This window comes from Candidatus Aquicultor sp. (assembly GCA_036504445.1).
GTDB lineage: Bacteria > Actinomycetota > Aquicultoria > Aquicultorales > Aquicultoraceae > DASXVE01.
In genome coordinates this window covers 1-18,733 of record DASXVE010000028.1, presented here as the reverse complement: position 1 = coordinate 18,733, position 18,733 = coordinate 1, and the positions used below count along the sequence as shown (strand labels likewise).

The window sequence follows — 18,733 nt, the reverse complement described above, 5'->3', positions numbered from 1 at the left end:
TTATTGTAAGAAGTAAGCATGCGATGAGTATAAAACCGTAACGGAACGGAATGCATTTTCGACCACCATGCTGTATATAGACATATCGGTAATTAATGGAAAGGTCAATGGATAAGTAAGCGAATATTACCACTGTAATAACGCAGCCAAGCACTATAACGAATGCTTATTTCAATATAATTACCGCGGGGAAAGCGCTTGCTTAGCACCGTATGCTTGCTACGCTTTACGCAATATGAGATAGACGAAACAGGGTATAGTCGAGCGTAATAATAAATATTACGCGCGAGGTGCTGTTTATGAACATGCCGGGCGGAGCGCTGCCCCAAGAGCCTCATCTAATTAACATAAAACGGGGTAAACCGCACGGCTTATATATACCGATTACACTTAGCACGGTGCGCGGTGACATCGAATGCAGGTATTACAATGCCGCTGAGGTGAGAGCCGGGGCGATCTGGGTTGGCGGCGTAGGGGGCGATTGGGATTCGCCCGCCCGCGGGCTGTATCCTAATCTGTGTGAGGCATTTTTGCAAGGCAATATCTCATCGCTGAGGGTCAGATATCGCTACGCACACATTCTTGATGAAGCGACATTCGACGTGCTTGCGGGAATATCTTTTATGATAAAAGAAGGCCGGTCAAAGCTGTCTCTTACCGGACATTCCTTTGGTGGAGCGGTTGTAATCCAGGCGGCGGTTCGAACACCGGAGACAAAAGCCGTGGTGACGCTGGCCACACAGTGCCATGGTGCCGATGTTGTCGATGAATTGCCCCCGAATTGCGCACTGTTGCTTATTCACGGCACCGAGGACACGGTATTGCCCGATAATTGCTCCCGCGAGACGTACGAACTCGCGCACGAGCCGAAAAAGCTGGTGGTTCTTGAAGGTAACGGACATATCCTTGATGAGTCCGCGCAAGAGGCCGAACATCTCGTTAGAGAGTGGATTACCGAGCATCTTGTATAGATGCTCACATGTCGGTTAATCGCATAGCTTACACTTGTTGAGTAAAGGAGTGAAAGCATATGAAGCGCCTATTTCTGCTATTTATAATGATTCTTGCGGCAGTTACACTTGCAGCGCCCACATGGTCTCCGGCATGGGCCGGGAATTCACAGGAAGGATTTCCGGTATCTATCGGCACCGGGGATCTCGTGCGATTCGGCACGAGTACGGAAGTCGGCAGGGACGAGACAATCCGCTGCAATGTGATCTCGTTCGGCGGCAACACGGATATTAACGGCGGCGACATCCAGCGTGCACACGGTGCGATTGTTGAAGGCGGTACGCGAAGCGGACGACCCGGCTTTGGTCCCGTCGTGCCATTCTACGGGTTATTCAGCATACTTGGATTATTGCTCACACTTGCGTTCGGTGCACTAGTCGTAGCCGCACTGCCGAAAGCAACCGAAGTGCTGGCAAACATGGTTGAACAGTTACCTTGGCAGTCATTGGGACTAGGGGTCCTGGCTACGATTCTTATCCCGTTCATATTCGCGGTGCTGGCAATAAGCATCATCGGAATACCGCTGATACCTATCGTGGCGATCGCTCTGCCGTTTATCTATTTCTATGGCTATGTGGGCGCCGCCCGGTGGGTCGGTCGACGCTTTATCGGAGCTACGCATATTGCGCAAGAGTCTCCGGTTGCCCAAGTCTTAGCCGGTATTCTCATTCTCGGGCTTATCGGGCTTATCCCGCTTTTTGGGTGGCTGGTTGTCTTCATAGCTACTCTATTTGGGCTTGGCGCAGTCCTGATATCAAAATTCGGAAGCGGACGGCCGTGGGCTAGAGGCACGCCGGTAGCTCCCCAGGCGCCTGCAGGTGGCCCGCCGCCCCAATCCGGTGGACCTGCGCAGCCAGGCGGTCCGCCTCAAGGAGCAGCTTAAAAGTAAAAACTATGAACCGGCCTTGTTTGCTTTCTTACGCGAGTTATCGTCTAACAGCTTTTTACGAATGCGCACCGCTTTCGGTGTTACCTCGACAAGCTCGTCATCTTCTATAAACTCCAGCGCCTGCTCGAGCGTTAACTCTTTGTGAGGCGTCAACCGGATCGCATCGTCCGCGCCGGAAGACCGCATGTTGGTAAGCTTCTTTTCCTTTACCGCATTAACCGTAAGATCGACCCCCTTATTGTTTTCACCAATAATCATACCTTCATAGACATCGGTATTCGGGGGAATGAAGAGATGGCCACGATCTTGAAGACCGTTCAGTGCGTATCTAACGGCTTTGCCAGGCGCATGGCAAATCAATACGCCTTGATCCCGAGTCGGTATTTCGCCCTTGAAGTACTCGTATTCAAAAAAGTTGCTATAAAGCGTGCCGGTGCCGCGCGTCATTGTTAAAAAGTCGCTTCTGAAACCGATAAGCGACCGCGAAGGAATGATATACTCCATACGCACGCTTCCGGAATCGGTCTCCTCAAAATTCTTCATATCTGCTTTTCGCTTGCCCATCTCTTCGATAACATAGCCGTGGAATTCCCTATCGACATCAATGACCAGGTACTCGAGCGGCTCGAGAAGTTTCCCGTCGATCTCTTTAAAAATGACCTTAGGTTTTGAAACCTCGAGCTCGTATCCCTCACGACGCATGGTTTCGATAAGGATAGAGAGGTGCAGCTCGCCGCGCCCCGATACCTTGAGCATATCCTCAGTATCGGGCTCCTCGACACGAAGGCCGACATTAACCCTGGCTTCACGGACCAGCCGCTCGCGAATGTGCCGGCTGGTTAAAAACTTACCGCCGTCTTTTCCAACAAACGGGCTGGTGTTAGGCCCGATCATGACCGAAATCGTCGGCTCATCGATATTCACGAAGGGTAGCGCCTCGGGTGATTCAAACGACGCTATCGTTTCGCCGACGTTAAAATCGTCCATGCCCGCGACACAGACAATATCGCCGGCCTTTGCGTGCTGTACCGGCAAACGCTTCATTCCCTTGTAGGTAAAAAGCCCGCTTACCTTACCGGCATGTTTTGTCCCGTCACGGCGCATCAGGTAAATCTGATCGCCCACCGCCATTTCGCCGTGAACTATCCGGCCCAAACCAAGGCTCCCGATATAGTTATCGTAATCGAGCATGGTAATAAGCATTTGAAGCGGTTTATCCGGGTTGGCAACGGGCGGCAGAACCCGGCGGATTATAGTTTCTAAGAGCGGTTTTAAACCGTCGCTCTGCTCGTCGACTTCATACCAGGCGACGCCGTCTTTAGCGGAACAATACACGACCGCAAAATCGAGCTGCTCGTCGGTCGCGTTAAGGTCGCAAAACAAATCAAATGTCTCATTGACAACTTCATGCGCACGGGCGTCGGGCCGGTCGACTTTATTAATAACCAGGATAGGTTTTAGGTGCAAATCAAGCGCTTTTCTAAGGACGAACTTTGTCTGCGGCATCGGTCCCTCAAAGGCATCGACCAGCAGCAACACTCCGTCCACCATTTGCAGAATCCGCTCCACTTCCGAGCCGAAATCGCTGTGACCTGGAGTATCGACGATATTGATCTTAATACCTTTATAATCAATCGATGCGTTCTTCGAAAATATCGTTATCCCGCGCTCGCGCTCGAGATCGTTCGAATCCATAACGCGATCGGCGACTTCTTCGTTCTGCCGGAACACACCGGTTTGCTTGAGCATAGCGTCTACCAGGGTGGTTTTCCCGTGGTCGACGTGCGCGATAATCGCAATATTTCTTATGTCTTTTCTTCTTACTTGATGCGGCATACTTTATTAAACCTCAAATTCTAATTTTCAAAATTGGACAACCTTCATACTATATCACATTTCACCTGGTTATGCTTGCAGGATGCAATCTGTTTGCAAGCCTACCGGTTGCATAGTTTCAACAAACTGGAAAAAGGGAATTTCTTAAGGTGAAAAAGGTAAATTAGCATTTAACTAAACGGGTGATTTATGTTAAAACGAACACCTCTTTATGACGCAGAGCAAGCCATGAACGCTCACTTTACTGAATTCGCCGGTTGGAAGATGCCGTTGTATTATTCAAGCATAATTAAGGAGCATATGGCGGTTCGTACGTCTGTCGGCATCTTCGATATTTCCCATCTAGGCAAACTCTTTATTAAAGGGCAAGGGGCAACGGCCCTCATGCAGTGCTTGATCGCCTCTGATATTGAAAAAGTTGCCGTCGGTTGCGGTACGTACGCGATATATTGCAACGAGAACGGCGGAGTGCTCGACGATGAAATAGTCTACCGGCTTGGCCCGGACGAATACCTCGCCGTACCCAACGCGGCCAGAACCGAATTTATCAAAACCTGGGCTGCCGGGCATGCGCCGGAAACCGTTACCATAACAAACCGCACACCAGAGTTGTGCCTTCTCGCGTTACAAGGGCCCGAGTCGGACACGATCCTAAAAAATGTATTTCACGAGAACCCGGCTTCATATAAGCGCTATGCGGTGAGACACGTTGTGGTTAATGGGTACGAGTATACGGTGATGAAATCAGGCTATACGGGTGAAAACGGCTACGAGATTATTGCGGCACCTAAGGGCGCGCGCTACGCCTGGGACGCGTTACTTGGAAGCGGGGTTACGCCCTGCGGCTTGGGTGCGCGCGATACCTTACGGCTTGAAATGGGATACATGCTGTACGGGCATGAGCTGACACCGGCCATCACACCTTTGGAGGCAAGGCTTGAGCGTTTGGTGGCATTCGACAAGGGTGATTTTATCGGCAGAGAAGCGTTGCTCGAGCAAAAACGAGAAGGAATAGATAAAAGGCTCATCGGCTTTGTTATGGATGAGGGGATTGCCCGGGACGGCAGCACTATTCTCGATAAAGTGAATTTCGATGAGATAGGTTGGGTCACGAGCGGGGGATATTCGCCGGTGCTGCAAGCCGGTATCGGTTTGGGTTACATAAAGAGCGAGTTCTATCAAATAGGTCTCGCAATCTACCTGCGAGTCCGCGATAAACTGCTGCAAGGGCACCTGGCTGAGCGACCCTTCATCTACACACCTAAGACACGTATTACACAAGAGAAGGCTTCGTAGCGGTATACAAATCTACTACATGCGCTAGAGGGGGAGAATTATGATACCTGAAGACTTGAAATACTATAAGGAGCACGAGTGGGTTAGGGCTGAAGATAACACAGCCACGATAGGCATAACAGATTATGCACAGGATTCGCTGGGTGATATCGTCTACGTTGATTTACCGGAACCGGGCAAACAGGTATCGGCCGGCGACGTAGCCGGTGAAATCGAATCGGTGAAATCAACCGCCGAATTGCATACGCCCGTAAGCGGAACGATTATTGAAGTAAATAAAAGCGTTGCCGATGCTCCTGAGGTTATAAACGATGACTCTTATGGTAAGGGGTGGCTGTTTAAGATCCGGTTCAGTAACCCGTCGGAAGCCGACGGCCTTATGAGCGCGCAGGAATACGAAGAATACATAAAGGGGTTGTAGTGGATTTCATTCCGATAACCGCGCAAGATAAGAAGCGTATGCTTGAGACTACCGGTTTTGATACGGTCGACGAGCTGTTCGGCACGTCGATTCCCGGTAATGTGCGGCTTAACCGGCCGCTGAATCTGCCCGCAGGAACTAGTGAATACGAGCTTATCCGCCATATGCGCAACGTAGCGGCAGATAACGCCGACCTTACAGAATACGTCTCGTTTCTCGGCGCCGGCGCTTACGACCACTTTATACCGAGCATCGTCGATGCCATAATATCACTGCCGGAGTTCAACACGCCTTACACGCCGTACCAGGCTGAGGTAAGCCAGGGTATTCTGCAATCGCTCTTTGAGTACCAGACGATGATAAGCGAGCTTACCGGGCTCGATATAGCCAACGCTTCACTATACGACGGCTCGACTGCAATGGCGGAAGCGGCGCTCCTTGCGCACGATGTAACCGGCAACCGCAGGATTATCGTAAGCGGGGCAGTTCACCCGGAATACCGGGCCGTTCTCAAAACGTATACCATGGGAATCGGCGCGACAATAGAAACGGTGTCGGTAAGCAACGGTGCAACCGATACGGACGCGCTTGAGGAGCTGGCGGATGATGGGTGCGCCTGCATTATCGTCCAGCAACCGAATTTCTTCGGGTATCTTGAAAACGTCGATGCTATCAGCGCGATCGCTGCCCGGTATCCGGCGCTGTTGCTCGTTTCGTTTGATCCGGTCTCTCTCGGCATATTAAAACCGCCTGCGGAGTATGGGGCCGATGTCGTAACCGCGGAAGGCCAGCTGTTTGGCAACAGTCTTAGCTTCGGTGGACCGTATCTTGGGGTGTTTGCCTGCCGCGGCGAGTACCTTCGCAGGGTACCCGGGCACCTTATCAGCGCTACCAACGATACGGCCGGCAGGACTGGATATGTTCTAACGCTGCAGACCCGCGAGCAGCACATTAAGCGCGAACGGGCGACGTCGAATATCTGCACGTGCGAGGTATTAAACGCGATTGCGGCCGCCGTTCACTTAAGCTATCTGGGCCCAAACGGTTTGCGCGAGGTTGCGACACAGTGCACACAGAAAGCCCACTACGCATTCGAGCAATTAAAAAGCATTGATTATCTCGAACCGCTCTCTGATGCCCCATTTTTCAAGGAATTTGCGTTCAAGTCATCACGGTCGGTTCCCAGCATAAACGAGCGCCTTTATGATAAAGGCATAATCGGAGGTTTTGATATCGGCCGTGTCCTACCCGAGCATGAAGATACGATCCTTTTCTGCGTGACTGAAAAGCGCACAAAAGACGAGATAGATACAATGGTACGCGTGATGAGGTCGCTCTAATGAATACCGTATTCGATATCAGTGAACAGGGGAAAAGCGCTTATTCTTTACCGGAACTGGACGTTCCACAACGTGGTGTCGGCGAATTGATCCCTCCGCATATGCTCAGAAGTACCGCGCCTCGATTACCCGAAGTCAGCGAAGGTGAGATAGCGCGCCACTACACGAACTTATCGAATATGAACTATGCGGTCGACACGGTATTTTATCCGCTGGGCTCGTGCACTATGAAGTACAACCCCAAGGTGAACGAAGCCGCGGCACGGCTGCCGGGCTTTGCGCACATTCACCCGTACCAGGATGAAGCGCAAGTACAAGGCGCGCTCAAGCTCATGTACGAACTCGGGGTGTGGCTTGCCGAAATCGGCGGTATGAATACGGTAAGTTTGCAGCCCGCCGCCGGAGCGCACGGCGAACTTACAGGTATGGCGATGATTCGTGCCTATCACGAGCATAACGGCAACCCGCGAAGCGTTGTCATCATACCGGATTCCGCGCACGGCACGAATCCCGCTACCGCCCATATGCTCGGTTACAGGGTCGTTCAGGTTCCATCGGATAAACAGGGAGGAGTTGATGTAAATGCATTAAAAGGGCTTATCAACGAAGAAGTCGCCGCCATATTATTGACCAATCCAAACACGCTCGGCCTTTTCGACAGAAACGTAAAAGCGATTAACGAGATGATTCACCAGGTTGGCGCACTCAGCTACTGTGACGGCGCAAACCTGAATGCCATCTTGGGCAAATCCCGGCCTGGCGATATGGGCTTTGATGTAATGCACTTCAACCTTCACAAAACCTTCTCAACGCCGCACGGTGGGGGTGGACCCGGCTCCGGTCCGGTCGGCGTGAAGAAGACCCTCGAACCGTTTTTGCCAACCCCCGTCGTCATGCACGACACCGCCGTCGGCGCCTACTATTTTGACTTTAACCGGCCGTTATCTATAGGGAAGATTCGCGCATTTTACGGCAACTTCGCGATTATGGTACGGGCTTACTGCTATATCAAGGCGCTCGGGGCAGAAGGTTTGAGCAGAGTAAGCGATTTTGCGGTGCTTAATGCGAACTATCTCAAAGAAAAACTCAAAGGTACCTTCGAATTGCCCTACGATGTTACGTGCATGCATGAATTCGTTCTCTCGGCGGCTCAATACAGGAAAAAGGGCATACGCGCCCGGGACATAGCAAAGCGTATGCTCGATTACAAAATCTACCCACCAACGATCAATTTTCCCCTCATTGTAGATGAGGCGTTAATGATCGAACCGACGGAAACGGAAAGTATATTTAGCCTGGAAAGTCTTATCGATGCGCTTAAAAGTATCGCTAGTGAAGCTGAGACGGACCCATCCGTAGTTATTGGAGCACCGCATACAACGACGGTTTCACGGTTAAACGAAACTGAAGCCGCACGACATCCTAAATTAAAGCGGGAGCCTATTCAATAAATTCAAATAATTTCAAAAAAACACTGGATTTTTTAAAGGCTCAAGTTTATCTTTAGATTAGAGGTAGTATGCAGTACGTGCCGAATAATCCGCGTACCGGGAGCCCTGGCATCTAGGAGGGGGCGGTATAGTGTGATAAACTGCAGTTAATACGACTAATGAGGGATGGGTTATATGAGCAATAAACACGAATTAGACCTCAACAAGCTAGTTGACTTTAAAGAGAAGACAGACGAAGAGCTACGTGAGATCCTAGACCAACTCTGCGAGGAAGAAGAGCGTGTTTCCTACAAACGTCGCGTGCTGCATGGAAAAATCGATATCCTGCGTGCCGAGCTGGTCGCACGGATGAAGAAACGGCGCGAGGGCGGGTCCGATGTTATATCGGGTAGAGACGTAGACCGTCTCAGCGAAATTCTTGCTCGCGGCCTCACGAGCGTATCGAAAGTTGATGTTTCAGGCGAGGATGTGTTCTAGAGAGGAGACACCATGCCCGAATCGAGACTTAGAGAAGCGATTCAAGACCTTGTAAGTCAGATGAGCGAGAACATCCTCATCGAGCGGATGGACGAATATATTATTCGCCAGTTAAAAGGCGGTAGGCAGCTCAGCGAGATTCTCGAGGATCCGTACGTAAAAGATAACGTAGACGAGAATCGGCTTGAGAAGGTACTCGAGAACAAAGACCTCATGCAAGCATTTGAGGAGAGAATAAAGGAAAGCTTCCCCGTATAGAGCGGGGTACGAGACAATCCGGGGGCAGTTATGGATTGCACAAAATGCGGCTGTGCAAATGAATCACTTGCGACAGTGTGCACAAAATGCGGCGAACCATTAAAAACAAAATTAAATGATATCGAGAGCACGATGGCGTTATCTCCGATCGAAGTCGAGGAAGAATGCCGCAAGATTACTATCCCCGCGACAAAGGCAAAAGGTCCTATATTGATGGTCAAGAAAGGGCCGTTTATCGGGCAAAATTTCGACTTAAAAAAGAACGAAATAACGCTTGGTCGTGACCCGAGCAGTGACATCTTTCTCGATGATGTTACGGTATCAAGGCACCACGCCAGGATTATCGTTTCCGACGATTCGGTGAGCATCGTTGACGTCGGCAGCTTGAACGGCACCTATGTTAACCATGAGCTTATTGAAGAACGCCAGGTGCTGTTCTCGGACGACGAGCTTCAAATCGGTAAATTCAAGCTTGTCTTTAGAGACAAGAAATAAAACTAATTTCGGTACATGGTAAAGACAAGAAATAGACGCAAGCGCGGTAGTTTATAGGTTCGAAATACCTAATATTTTTTCTTGTATGGAGCTCACTACTGAGTGGAGGAAAGGTATGTCGTCAAAGAGGGATTACTTAACGATCGGTGAAGTTGTCGAACAACTCAAACCGCGCTACCCCGATTTATCGATTAGTAAGATCCGGTACTACGAGGATGAGAAGATCATCAAACCCGAGCGCACCGAAGGCGGCTACCGAAAATTTCGTAAAGACGATGTAAAGCGTCTCGAGCTTGCACTGCGGCTTCAGAAAGAGAAATACCTGCCGCTGAATGTTATCAGGCAAAACCTTGATTTGATGGATATGGGTCAGGTAACGCCCGAGGTTCGCCAGCTGGCACGCGATACGAGCGAAGACCATATCTCCTCCGACGATCAGCCGGTTCCGACCGAAAAAGCGATAGCGAGTATCGGCATTGCCCCCGATACGGTAAAAATGCTTGAGAACTTCGGCATCGTAAAACCGGTACGCACAAGCGAAGGCAAGTGCTACACGTCGGCCGATGTAAAGATTATGGTAATCGCTCGCGAGATGTCTAAATACGGCATCGAGCCCCGTCACCTTCGCATGTACGCAAGCCTCGCGGAAAAGGAATCCGATTTGTTCCAGCAAATCCTGTATCCGATCGTCAGGCAAAAAGCCGATGATAAAGCGCAGCGGGTTCGCGAAGTGCTCGAAAACCTAAGCGATCTCTCAAATCAACTCAAAGCATTGCTGCTCAACAAGCGAGTTAAAGAGTATATGCAGGGGAAATAAATTATAATAAGCGATGCTTTAAGGCGAAGCTTAAGACATAGGAGATTAGCATAGATTACGCCCGGTTTTACCGGGCTTTTCTTTTTTACTCTTACGTATAGGGGGGTATATGGCACTCGGTAAACAAGGCGAAGACTTTGCGGCGCTTCACTTACAGCGAAAAGACTACCGCATTATAGAGCGTAACTTTCGAACGAAGCTCGGTGAAATAGATATCATAGCGGCAACCGGCCGCATTTTGGTGTTCTGCGAGGTAAAGACCCGCCTGACGACACGATACGGGCAACCTTTCGAAGCGGTAACACCACACAAGCAGCGCACCATCCGAGCCGTCGCAGAGATGTATCTTGCAATGCAGAAGAGAATAAGCGGTTACAGTGAGATACGGTTCGATGTAATTTCGATACTGCAAGAGGGGCGTGAGGTTACAGTGAACCACATCGAAAACGCATTCTAGACGTACCGAGGAACGTCCCTGCGCGTGTTTGAGCTATCTTCCAGACCCAAACACGTTCTAAAAATATGTGGGCAGGCGCTCAAGGGAGGCCCTAAAGCAGCTATCGGGAGCAATAGCCCTAAAGGAACAGGAAACAGGAACACTCGGTCTTGAAGCCTTTGGGGTACCGAGCACCTGCCCAGTGATACCGCATTCACGTTTGCACCGATACCGTATGGTTTGTAAGCACTGCATGTTATGGGCCCGGCCCGGCTAATCCTAGAGTACCCCCCAAAATTAGATGCCGGTAGGAAAAAGCGGTGAACGGCACAATGAAGGATTAAGTGGGCCAAAACAGAAGTTATTCAGGCGTGCCGCACGGACTCTTTGGTTATATACGTCATAACAAGAGTTATACACAAGCGCAGCTGTATATGAAACGATACGAACTCGATCAAATGGGGTGGAGGATATGACGAATAGCGAGCTAAGAGAAATCATAGAGAGCCAAGGCCTCGCCGGCATGAACGCGACTATATTCACCCGCAACAGGGCATACATCGGGCGTGTAGCCAGGATAAATGTAACAACGCTCATGCTTATCGATCCAAAATATTTTGAGGTTGGCGAGCACGAAAGCCGTGAGATTATTGCAATGCCATCGATAGCCGATGCTGTCGAGGAGGATAAATCCGGCGGTCTCCACCGGTACGTTGCCATTGCGACTGAGGATATCGAGGCGATAGGTTTTTAACCTGAAAATATTTGGCTCGTAAATAAGCTGAGGGCCACCTTTCGGTGGCCTCATAGAAACTTTCTATGCTCGCTCAGCTCTCTTAGGGATGCAACAATATTTATATCGGCGCGATTACCAACCGACTTTATAGTAAATTCGAAGAATTTTGCGAATCTTTAATCGGCGAGTGCAACCTTTCTATTGCCTACCCACCAACCTGTAGTATGATGGCTTTATAACCCTTATAACACCGTCAAAAGAGACTGGAGAATACCCTGTATGCGTAAACTATCTACTTGTGCTTTTATAGCTGCTTTCTTGTTTACAATGGTTACAACTCCCGCTTTTTCAGCTTTACGAACACCCTTAACACTAAGCATACAACGTACGCAAGCTAATGCCGCAGGAAGCCTTCGCACACGTAGTATTTCTGTAAGTAAAACAGATGTCAGCGCAGATGAGACCGTGACGGTTTCAGTTACCGCCGATACGAGTGGGTCAAGGATAATCGGCGGTGTAGCCATTTGGAAGTCACCATCGGGTAAGATGCTTAACATTGATTTGTCCGAAGGTTCAAATGGAAGTGTTTTAACCGGGCTGCTCCATATCAACGCATACGCCGAGCCCGGTCTCTGGAAGTGTTTGGGCACTGAAGTTTACGACGACAGCGGTCACGTAGGGACATCTAACGAGAACGATGATTTTAGCGCGGCGAATCTTACGGTACACAGCGAGCACCCGGATATTGTCGCACCGACAGTCGGTGCTTTGAAGCTCTCATCCCATACTGTTCGACCGGGCGATGTGCTCTATATCAAGGTAAAAGCCGCCGACAATTATTCAGGTGTTGATTCAGGCTTTATAAGCTGGGCTCAATCCGAGTCTCATGACGGTGGTGAAATAACCGCTAATCTCACGTACAATGCAGCAAGCAAAATGCTTGAAGCGGCTATTATAGTTCCCGATGAGGTGTTTCCAGGCGAGATGGCTTTGAGCTACCTTAGGGTAGTCGATAAAGCAGGCAATCAGCTCGAATACGGCCTCGACAACCCAGAGGACCCCACCCAGAAAGCTCAGGTGATCGACCCTCATAGCGCGACGATAACCGTCGATACTCGGAACATCGAAGCGATACTGTGCCCGCCGGTAATTATAAGCCCGACCGGCGGTGATAAGGATACGCTTAAGTTAAGCGATGAAAATGCTGAAAAGCCGGGCATTCAGATCACCATCAAAGGGCTTGCGGTTCCCGGCTACAAAGTGCGCCTCGAATCGGGAGGGAAACTGCTTGCAGAGAAGCGGTCGGGTCTTAACGGTGTTTGGAGCGCACAGATTACCGTCTCCGGTCAACTTAGAGAGATATACGCATATTCGTTGCTCCCAAATGGCCTCCGGTCTAAAGCATGCTCAAAAATAACGCGGGTGCAAGCGGCAAAGCTGGTGATGAAACTAAATCTATTTAGCCCTACCATCGACCCTGCGTTTAAAGGATATTTCAAAGACGTTCCTCGTACCAACCCGTACGTGCACTACATCGAGACGGCGGTTAATTCCGGTACGTTTACGGATGAGGATACGAGCACGGGGATGTTCAGGCCTAACGATACTTTAACACGGTTGCAGTTGCTCGACTGGATATCTTTCAACGGTTCCGCTGCCGGCGCTGAAGACCTAACTGGGGATACGCCACTTGATACGCCAATCGAACCATCTGCTCCTGCGCAGTATAAGGGGTATTTTGGGGATGTTCCCGAGTCAGATCCGCACGCACTGCAGATCGAGAATATGTACGCGCACGAATATATTTCCGGTAATCCAAATGGAACATTTCATCCCAATGATCCTATTTCGGCTTCACTGGTGATTGCCGGGTTCCCAAACATCGGTCTTCGAGATGTTTCGGAGGGCTGGTATACCGGATACGTGTTTGACTTATCGATCGCAGGTGTCATTGGCGGTACCGGTACCGGGTTCTTTGATCCGAACCGGAAAGTAACAAAGGCGGAGTTTGCGAAGATGGTATGCAAATCTCTAGGCTGGGAACCCACGTCCGGCGAAGCAAGTAAAACCGTGGAAGTACAGCCGAGCCACTGGGCGTATCCGTATATAAAAACATTAAGCGAAAAGGGCGTTCTTGCATACGCGGGGGGCTCGTATAAACCCGGCGAATACGTTACCAGGGCAGAAGCCGTACGATTAGTCGTTATAGCAGGCATCCTTAAATTTGATACAACTGGTGAGCGATTCCCCGATATCGTCGGCCATACCGATACAGAGTACATCCTAACCGGTAGAAAATACGGCATAGTATCGGGCTATCCCGATGGAACGTTTGCACCCGATACTCCGGTGTCTCGATGCGAAGCCGCTAAATTTATCTGGATATTGCAAAGGAACCTCTTGCCATAGAAGAGCATAATAGCTACGATACATAATAGTGCTCTTACACATATGCGCAAATAGGGGGATATATGCTCGCAAAGGTGCTCTCGGCTGCAGTCATTGGTATGGACGCAGTACCGGTTGAGGTGGAGGTCGATGTTTTTCTCGGGCTTCCGTCAGTCAATATTGTCGGTTTAGCCGATACGGCCGTACAGGAATCGAAAGAACGGGTGCGAAGCGGCATATCCAACTCAGAATTCGAATTTCCTCTAAAGCGCATCGTTGTCAACATGGCGCCGGCAGATATTCGTAAAGAAGGGCCTGCCTTCGATCTTCCTATCGCGCTCGGTATTCTTGCCGCGACCGAGCAGATCCCGCACGATAATCTTCAAAACTATCTGTTTGCCGGCGAGCTCTCGCTCACCGGCGAGATCCGCAGGGTTACGGGTGCGCTCTGCATAGCGATCGCCGCTAAACGGCTCGGCAAAAAGGGTGTGGTACTACCTCGTCCAAATGCAGGTGAGGCTTCGGTCGTTGATGGCATCGACATCGTGCCGGTTAAGGATTTGAGCGAGACCGTGTTGTTTCTGAAAGGCATGCTGGAGATTCAGCCGCAATCAAAAGATATATCACTGAACGAAAACGAGCAATTCGAACTTGATTTTGCAGATGTAAAGGGTCAAGAGCATGTTAAGCGGGCGCTCGAGGTAGCGGCCGCAGGTGCCCATAACGTGCTTTTAATCGGCCCGCCGGGTTCGGGCAAAACGATGCTCGCTTCGCGTTTGCCTTCGATATTGCCGCGCTTGACAATCGACGAGGCTATTGAGGTGACAAAAATATACTCGGTCGCAGATATGCTTAAGAGCGGCGAATCTCTGATAACCACACGACCGTTCCGCGAACCACACCATACGATTAGTCACGCAGGTCTTATCGGTGGAGGCAGTTACCCCAGGCCCGGCGAGGTATCCCTTGCACACAACGGCGTTCTCTTTCTGGACGAGTTCCCGGAATTTGCTAAAGGCGTGCTCCAGGTATTGCGTCAACCGCTGGAGGAAGGTCATGTGACGATTTCCAGGGCGTCAGCTTCTTTAACATATCCCGCATGCTTTACGTTGGTGGGAAGTATGAACCCATGCCCTTGCGCTCATCTTGGTGATAAGGTGAAGCAGTGCGTGTGCACCCCGCGACAGATTCAGCTCTATCGCGGTAGGCTATCGGGCCCATTGCTCGACCGCATCGATATCCATGTCGATGTCCCGCGATTATCCAAAGAAGAGCTTTTGCACTCCAAGAAAGGGGAGTCGTCTACGCTCATTAAAGAGCGTGTGAATGCCGCCCGGGCGATTCAGAGAGATCGGTTCTCGAAGCTTCCAGGAAGGGCAAAAAGCGCTTCGCCGCGGCCCATAATACGAGCGAACGCACAAATGAAGGCAAAGGAAGTAGGGTTATTTTGCGACCTCACAAACGAGGCAAGGGCGTTCATAGAAATATCGATCGATAAACTTGGGTTGAGCGGACGCGCGTTTGAGCGGGTTCTCAAGGTAGCTAGAACAATTGCTGATCTGGCAGAAGAACGCGATATTGGAATCACACATATCGCCGAATCGGTTCAGTATCGAGCGCTTGATAGGCAGTATATGTAAAATAATATCCATAGTAGCATCGCGTTGCTTGATGCTGCCAACCATATAGTTCTCAGATAAATAACGTTAGCGGGGAATGGCCTTAATGGAAACACAACTCGAAGTGCATGAAAGGAATAATAAGCACTGGCTCGGTGTGAAGCTGTGCCCACCGTTTCGCAATCGTATTTACCGCCTAGTGGATGCGGCCGGCGGGGCAGAAGCCCTTTGGGAGATGGATACGGACGGGCTCGTTGCGCTGGGCTTAACACCGGAGCTCGCAGCTGAATCAGTAGCATTTAGAGCGGCCGTGAGCCTTGAGGAAGAATACAATAAGCTACGTAGCAAAGGCGTCTCTATTGTTACCAGTGAGGAAGACATATTTCCCGAGCTGCTGCGTTATGCGGAAGGGCATCCCCGAGCGCTGTTCGTAAAGGGTAATCTAGAACCATATAGTACGGCTGTGGCCATTGTAGGCGCACGGCGTTCAACTTCTCACGGCAAGATTCTTGCAGAAGAGCTCGCAGCAGAGCTTGCTGAAGAGGGCATAGTAATCGTTTCAGGCGGCGCACGCGGTATCGACAGCGCTGCCCATAAAGGTGCACTGGAAGCGGGCGGCGTTACGCTCGCGGTTCTTGGGAGCGGGCCTGATATCATCTACCCGCCGGAAAACCGTCAGCTATTTGAACGGGTCATTGAAAATGGGGCGATTATTTCAGAATATCCGCCGGGTACTATCCCGATGGCGCACAATTTTCCGGCCAGAAACCGGATTGTCGCGGGAATGTGCAAGGCGGTCATTGTTGTTGAGGCAAGTGAAAAGAGCGGCGCTCTTATTACCGCCGATTTCGCGCTTGAGTACGGGCGGGAAGTGTTCGCAGCGCCAGGATTTTCTAAGAATGAAACAAGCAAGGGGACAAATAAGCTAATTAAACAGGGCGCGTTCTTAATAGAGGACGCCTCTGACGTGTTTGAAGTCCTCGGCATTAAGTCCTCACGTGCGGGCGATAACGGTAAGCTCGATGCCTTATCAGACAAGGAACGCGATGTTCTCAATATTATCGGCTGGGAACCAAGAAGGTTGGACGAAATTGCTAGAGAGATTAGTTTATGCGAAACCGGTGCAACCGGATCTATCGGGTCCGCTGGGTATGCTACATCTGCCGTATCTGAGTTATCGATATTACTGGTAATACTTGAGATCAACGGCTATCTCAAAAAGGATATTGCGGGCAGCTACGTTAGAGTGAAGTAATATAGCAAATATATCAACAGTAAAAAAAAGAGGCCCGTGTAAAAACGGGCCTCTTTTGTGTTGTATACGAATTGTTGTTAATTCCTTGTAAGCTTTTGCAAGTATTACGCGTAAGTTATGCTGTGACAATTCTTACGGCAGGCCTCTCAAGAGGAGGTCGTCGTTCATATTGTCAGCAGTAATTGTGTCTGCACCTGTCATTGGATTGATACCCTGGATATCCGTGTGGTTAAGTGTGCTTGTAGCACCCCAAACCGTCGGATTGTGGCAGTCTAAGCAGACGCTGTCAAGGTCATGTGCCTTATTGCCTGGGTAGAAGCCTGTCCTTGTTTGACCAGCATGGATAAAGCCTGGTGCGCCGTTTGTATCAGCTGCCGCCGGGTCGATACCGAAGAGGTCGTCTTTCAGCATCTTCCAACCGAGTGTACGGTGCGGGAAGCTAAGACCATCGTCAGAGCAGGTTTGATTTATACCGCTTCCAACTGTACCTGTGTTTGCTCTCCAATCGCTTGACCAGCTAACGGTACGTGACTTCTTGACTTGGCCGATGATAGGCTGATGGTTCGCATCAAGTGCAGGAACCGACTCGACCGGGTTTGCATCGCCCATGCTTGTCTTCGCCGGATCATACGCAGTAATCGGTGCAACCATATCTGGTGTTGGGCTTGGCATACCAACCATAGTGAACATCGATGCGAACAGATAGGTAATAGCAGCGTGGCTATTATCCTCTGCAATGCCAGCCGTTGATGTATTTATACCATCAACTGGATCATACGGATCGCTATTGTGGCAAGCACCACAACCACTTGAACCTTTGTGGCAGTTACGGCACCTTGGGCCTGTCAATTGTCCATCCTCCGGATTGAACTTCATAGCCCGGCTTCAGTGACGTGAGTTAGTATCGTGGCCATAGCCGATGTCGTATGAACCCTTCCAGTTCGGGCTGGAACCGCTGATAGTGCCAGAGATCGAGAAGCCCGAGTTGTCACCGGTGACAGTCTGACCGCGAAGCGCGCGATCCTCACTGAACAGCGGAGCTGCGATGGTCGAGAGACCTGCGTTGCCGTCGTGGCAGTCGGTGCAGAACTCATCAACGATAAGCGATTTGCAGAACGGGTTGCGGACATTGTAGCCGTACTGATCGCCTGAGAATGTCGAGCCATTAAGACTGAACATGCTTGTCGGATAGTATGGATCGCTACCGAGGTTTGGTACGCCCTGTGGAGCGAAACCAAACATCTGCGTGGTATCGAGGATAGCCGCGCTACCGATTGGCGTATTCCAGTTGATCGGCATCTTGTTGACCGGGAATCCCTTGACTGAGTCGAACTCATTGAGAGCCATTCCGAATTTGCCATCATAGTAGACATCATCGGGAATCTCGGAACCCGCTGCGATCGCGGTGTAGGTAGAATCCTTAACCGGACCGCCGCCGAATGGAGCTACGCCGTTTGTGCTTGTGAACGACCATACATCAACAGGAACATTGGTGTATGCGCGTGATGCGATCTCTTTGTCCGGGTTCTTCAGAAGGAGCCAGCTACCTGCGAGGTAGTATGGTTTTGCCTTCATCGGAAGCGGACCGCCGAGTGCCGGTACCCACGCGAACTTGTAGACATGGTTAACATTGTCTACGATTGTCTGAGCAAAGCCCTCGCCGCCTGATGTGTACATATCGTGGCCCGGGTTACCCATGTTGTAGACTTGGCCGGTCATGACATCAACGATCGATTGAATCGGTTCGCCGTTTGCATCATAGCCCATCATACGTGCCGGGTTAGCGTGCGGGCTGTGGCAATCGAAGCAAGAGAAGCCACCCATGTAATAATTCGGCGTAAATGCCGGATAGGTATCATCTGGGGCTTTCCACTTGCCGTTGTCAATACCGTAACCCATGGTGTGACCAACGTTGTACTCAGTGGTGTAGTTGTCATTGTTGTCCATTTGGATGTTGTAGCCTGAGCCTGCGCCGGTGCCGTGGCACCAATCGCATGCCTCAAACCTT

18 protein-coding genes are annotated in these 18,733 nt (G+C 50.5%); 15 read left to right on the top strand and 3 right to left on the bottom strand.

Going from position 1 to position 18,733, the window contains the following annotated elements; translation table 11 throughout:
* The first annotated feature begins 299 nt into the window (after positions 1 to 299).
* On the top strand, positions 300 to 971 hold the full coding sequence (locus VGK02_09640; GenBank protein HEY3375311.1) for a hypothetical protein: 672 nt from the start codon (positions 300 to 302) through the stop codon (positions 969 to 971).
* A 59-nt stretch (positions 972 to 1,030) separates the two neighbouring features.
* Positions 1,031 to 1,894, top strand: a complete 864-nt coding sequence (locus VGK02_09635; GenBank protein HEY3375310.1) for a hypothetical protein — start codon at positions 1,031 to 1,033, stop codon at positions 1,892 to 1,894.
* Between the two features lie 9 nt (positions 1,895 to 1,903).
* Here the strand turns inward: VGK02_09635 and typA are convergent, their stop codons facing one another.
* Entirely contained in the window at positions 1,904 to 3,736 is a 1,833-nt protein-coding gene (gene typA / locus VGK02_09630; protein ID HEY3375309.1) for a translational GTPase TypA, read from the bottom strand.
* Between the two features lie 189 nt (positions 3,737 to 3,925).
* Here typA and gcvT point away from each other — a divergent pair, with 189 nt between their 5' ends.
* The 13 genes from gcvT (at position 3,926) to dprA (ending at position 16,725) form a co-directional block, all read left to right on the top strand.
* Positions 3,926 to 5,032, top strand: a complete 1,107-nt coding sequence (gene gcvT, locus VGK02_09625) for a glycine cleavage system aminomethyltransferase GcvT (GenBank protein HEY3375308.1) — start codon at positions 3,926 to 3,928, stop codon at positions 5,030 to 5,032.
* A gap of 40 nt (positions 5,033 to 5,072) precedes the next feature.
* A complete protein-coding gene (gene gcvH / locus VGK02_09620) occupies positions 5,073 to 5,453 on the top strand; it encodes a glycine cleavage system protein GcvH (GenBank protein HEY3375307.1) in 381 nt (126 codons plus the stop codon).
* Entirely contained in the window at positions 5,453 to 6,793 is a 1,341-nt protein-coding gene (gene gcvPA / locus VGK02_09615; protein HEY3375306.1) for an aminomethyl-transferring glycine dehydrogenase subunit GcvPA, read from the top strand. The genes gcvH and gcvPA overlap by 1 nt, the downstream gene beginning before the upstream one ends.
* Entirely contained in the window at positions 6,793 to 8,244 is a 1,452-nt protein-coding gene (gene gcvPB / locus VGK02_09610) for an aminomethyl-transferring glycine dehydrogenase subunit GcvPB (protein HEY3375305.1), read from the top strand. Before gcvPA ends, gcvPB begins: the two co-directional genes overlap by 1 nt.
* A gap of 174 nt (positions 8,245 to 8,418) precedes the next feature.
* Positions 8,419 to 8,721 (top strand): hypothetical protein, encoded by a 303-nt coding sequence (locus tag VGK02_09605; protein ID HEY3375304.1) that lies wholly within the window; start codon positions 8,419 to 8,421, stop codon positions 8,719 to 8,721.
* Positions 8,722 to 8,733: 12 nt separating this feature from the next.
* Positions 8,734 to 8,979 carry a hypothetical protein gene (locus tag VGK02_09600; GenBank protein ID HEY3375303.1) on the top strand — a complete coding sequence of 82 codons (246 nt, stop codon included), beginning with the start codon at positions 8,734 to 8,736 and terminating at the stop codon, positions 8,977 to 8,979.
* 30 nt (positions 8,980 to 9,009) lie between these two features.
* The gene (locus tag VGK02_09595; GenBank protein ID HEY3375302.1) at positions 9,010 to 9,474 is read left to right on the top strand and encodes an FHA domain-containing protein; all 465 of its coding nucleotides are present in this window, start codon (positions 9,010 to 9,012) and stop codon (positions 9,472 to 9,474) included.
* 115 nt (positions 9,475 to 9,589) lie between these two features.
* Positions 9,590 to 10,291, top strand: coding sequence for a MerR family transcriptional regulator (locus VGK02_09590; protein HEY3375301.1), 702 nt, complete (start codon positions 9,590 to 9,592; stop codon positions 10,289 to 10,291).
* A gap of 109 nt (positions 10,292 to 10,400) precedes the next feature.
* Positions 10,401 to 10,748 carry a YraN family protein gene (locus tag VGK02_09585; GenBank protein ID HEY3375300.1) on the top strand — a complete coding sequence of 116 codons (348 nt, stop codon included), beginning with the start codon at positions 10,401 to 10,403 and terminating at the stop codon, positions 10,746 to 10,748.
* Positions 10,749 to 11,199: 451 nt separating this feature from the next.
* Complete coding sequence (locus VGK02_09580; protein ID HEY3375299.1) at positions 11,200 to 11,481, top strand: hypothetical protein; 282 nt, start codon at positions 11,200 to 11,202, stop codon at positions 11,479 to 11,481.
* A gap of 447 nt (positions 11,482 to 11,928) precedes the next feature.
* Entirely contained in the window at positions 11,929 to 13,872 is a 1,944-nt protein-coding gene (locus VGK02_09575) for an S-layer homology domain-containing protein (protein ID HEY3375298.1), read from the top strand.
* Between the two features lie 62 nt (positions 13,873 to 13,934).
* The gene (locus VGK02_09570) at positions 13,935 to 15,491 is read left to right on the top strand and encodes a YifB family Mg chelatase-like AAA ATPase (protein ID HEY3375297.1); all 1,557 of its coding nucleotides are present in this window, start codon (positions 13,935 to 13,937) and stop codon (positions 15,489 to 15,491) included.
* Between the two features lie 85 nt (positions 15,492 to 15,576).
* The gene (gene dprA / locus VGK02_09565) at positions 15,577 to 16,725 is read left to right on the top strand and encodes a DNA-processing protein DprA (GenBank protein ID HEY3375296.1); all 1,149 of its coding nucleotides are present in this window, start codon (positions 15,577 to 15,579) and stop codon (positions 16,723 to 16,725) included.
* A gap of 132 nt (positions 16,726 to 16,857) precedes the next feature.
* On the opposite strand, the gene VGK02_09560 is transcribed toward dprA, so the two are convergent.
* Together VGK02_09560 and VGK02_09555 are read right to left on the bottom strand one after the other, a co-directional pair.
* The gene (locus VGK02_09560) at positions 16,858 to 17,574 is read right to left on the bottom strand and encodes a hypothetical protein (protein ID HEY3375295.1); all 717 of its coding nucleotides are present in this window, start codon (positions 17,572 to 17,574) and stop codon (positions 16,858 to 16,860) included.
* A 36-nt stretch (positions 17,575 to 17,610) separates the two neighbouring features.
* Positions 17,611 to 18,733: hypothetical protein (locus VGK02_09555; protein HEY3375294.1), on the bottom strand; the 1,123-nt coding region annotated here is incomplete at its 5' end.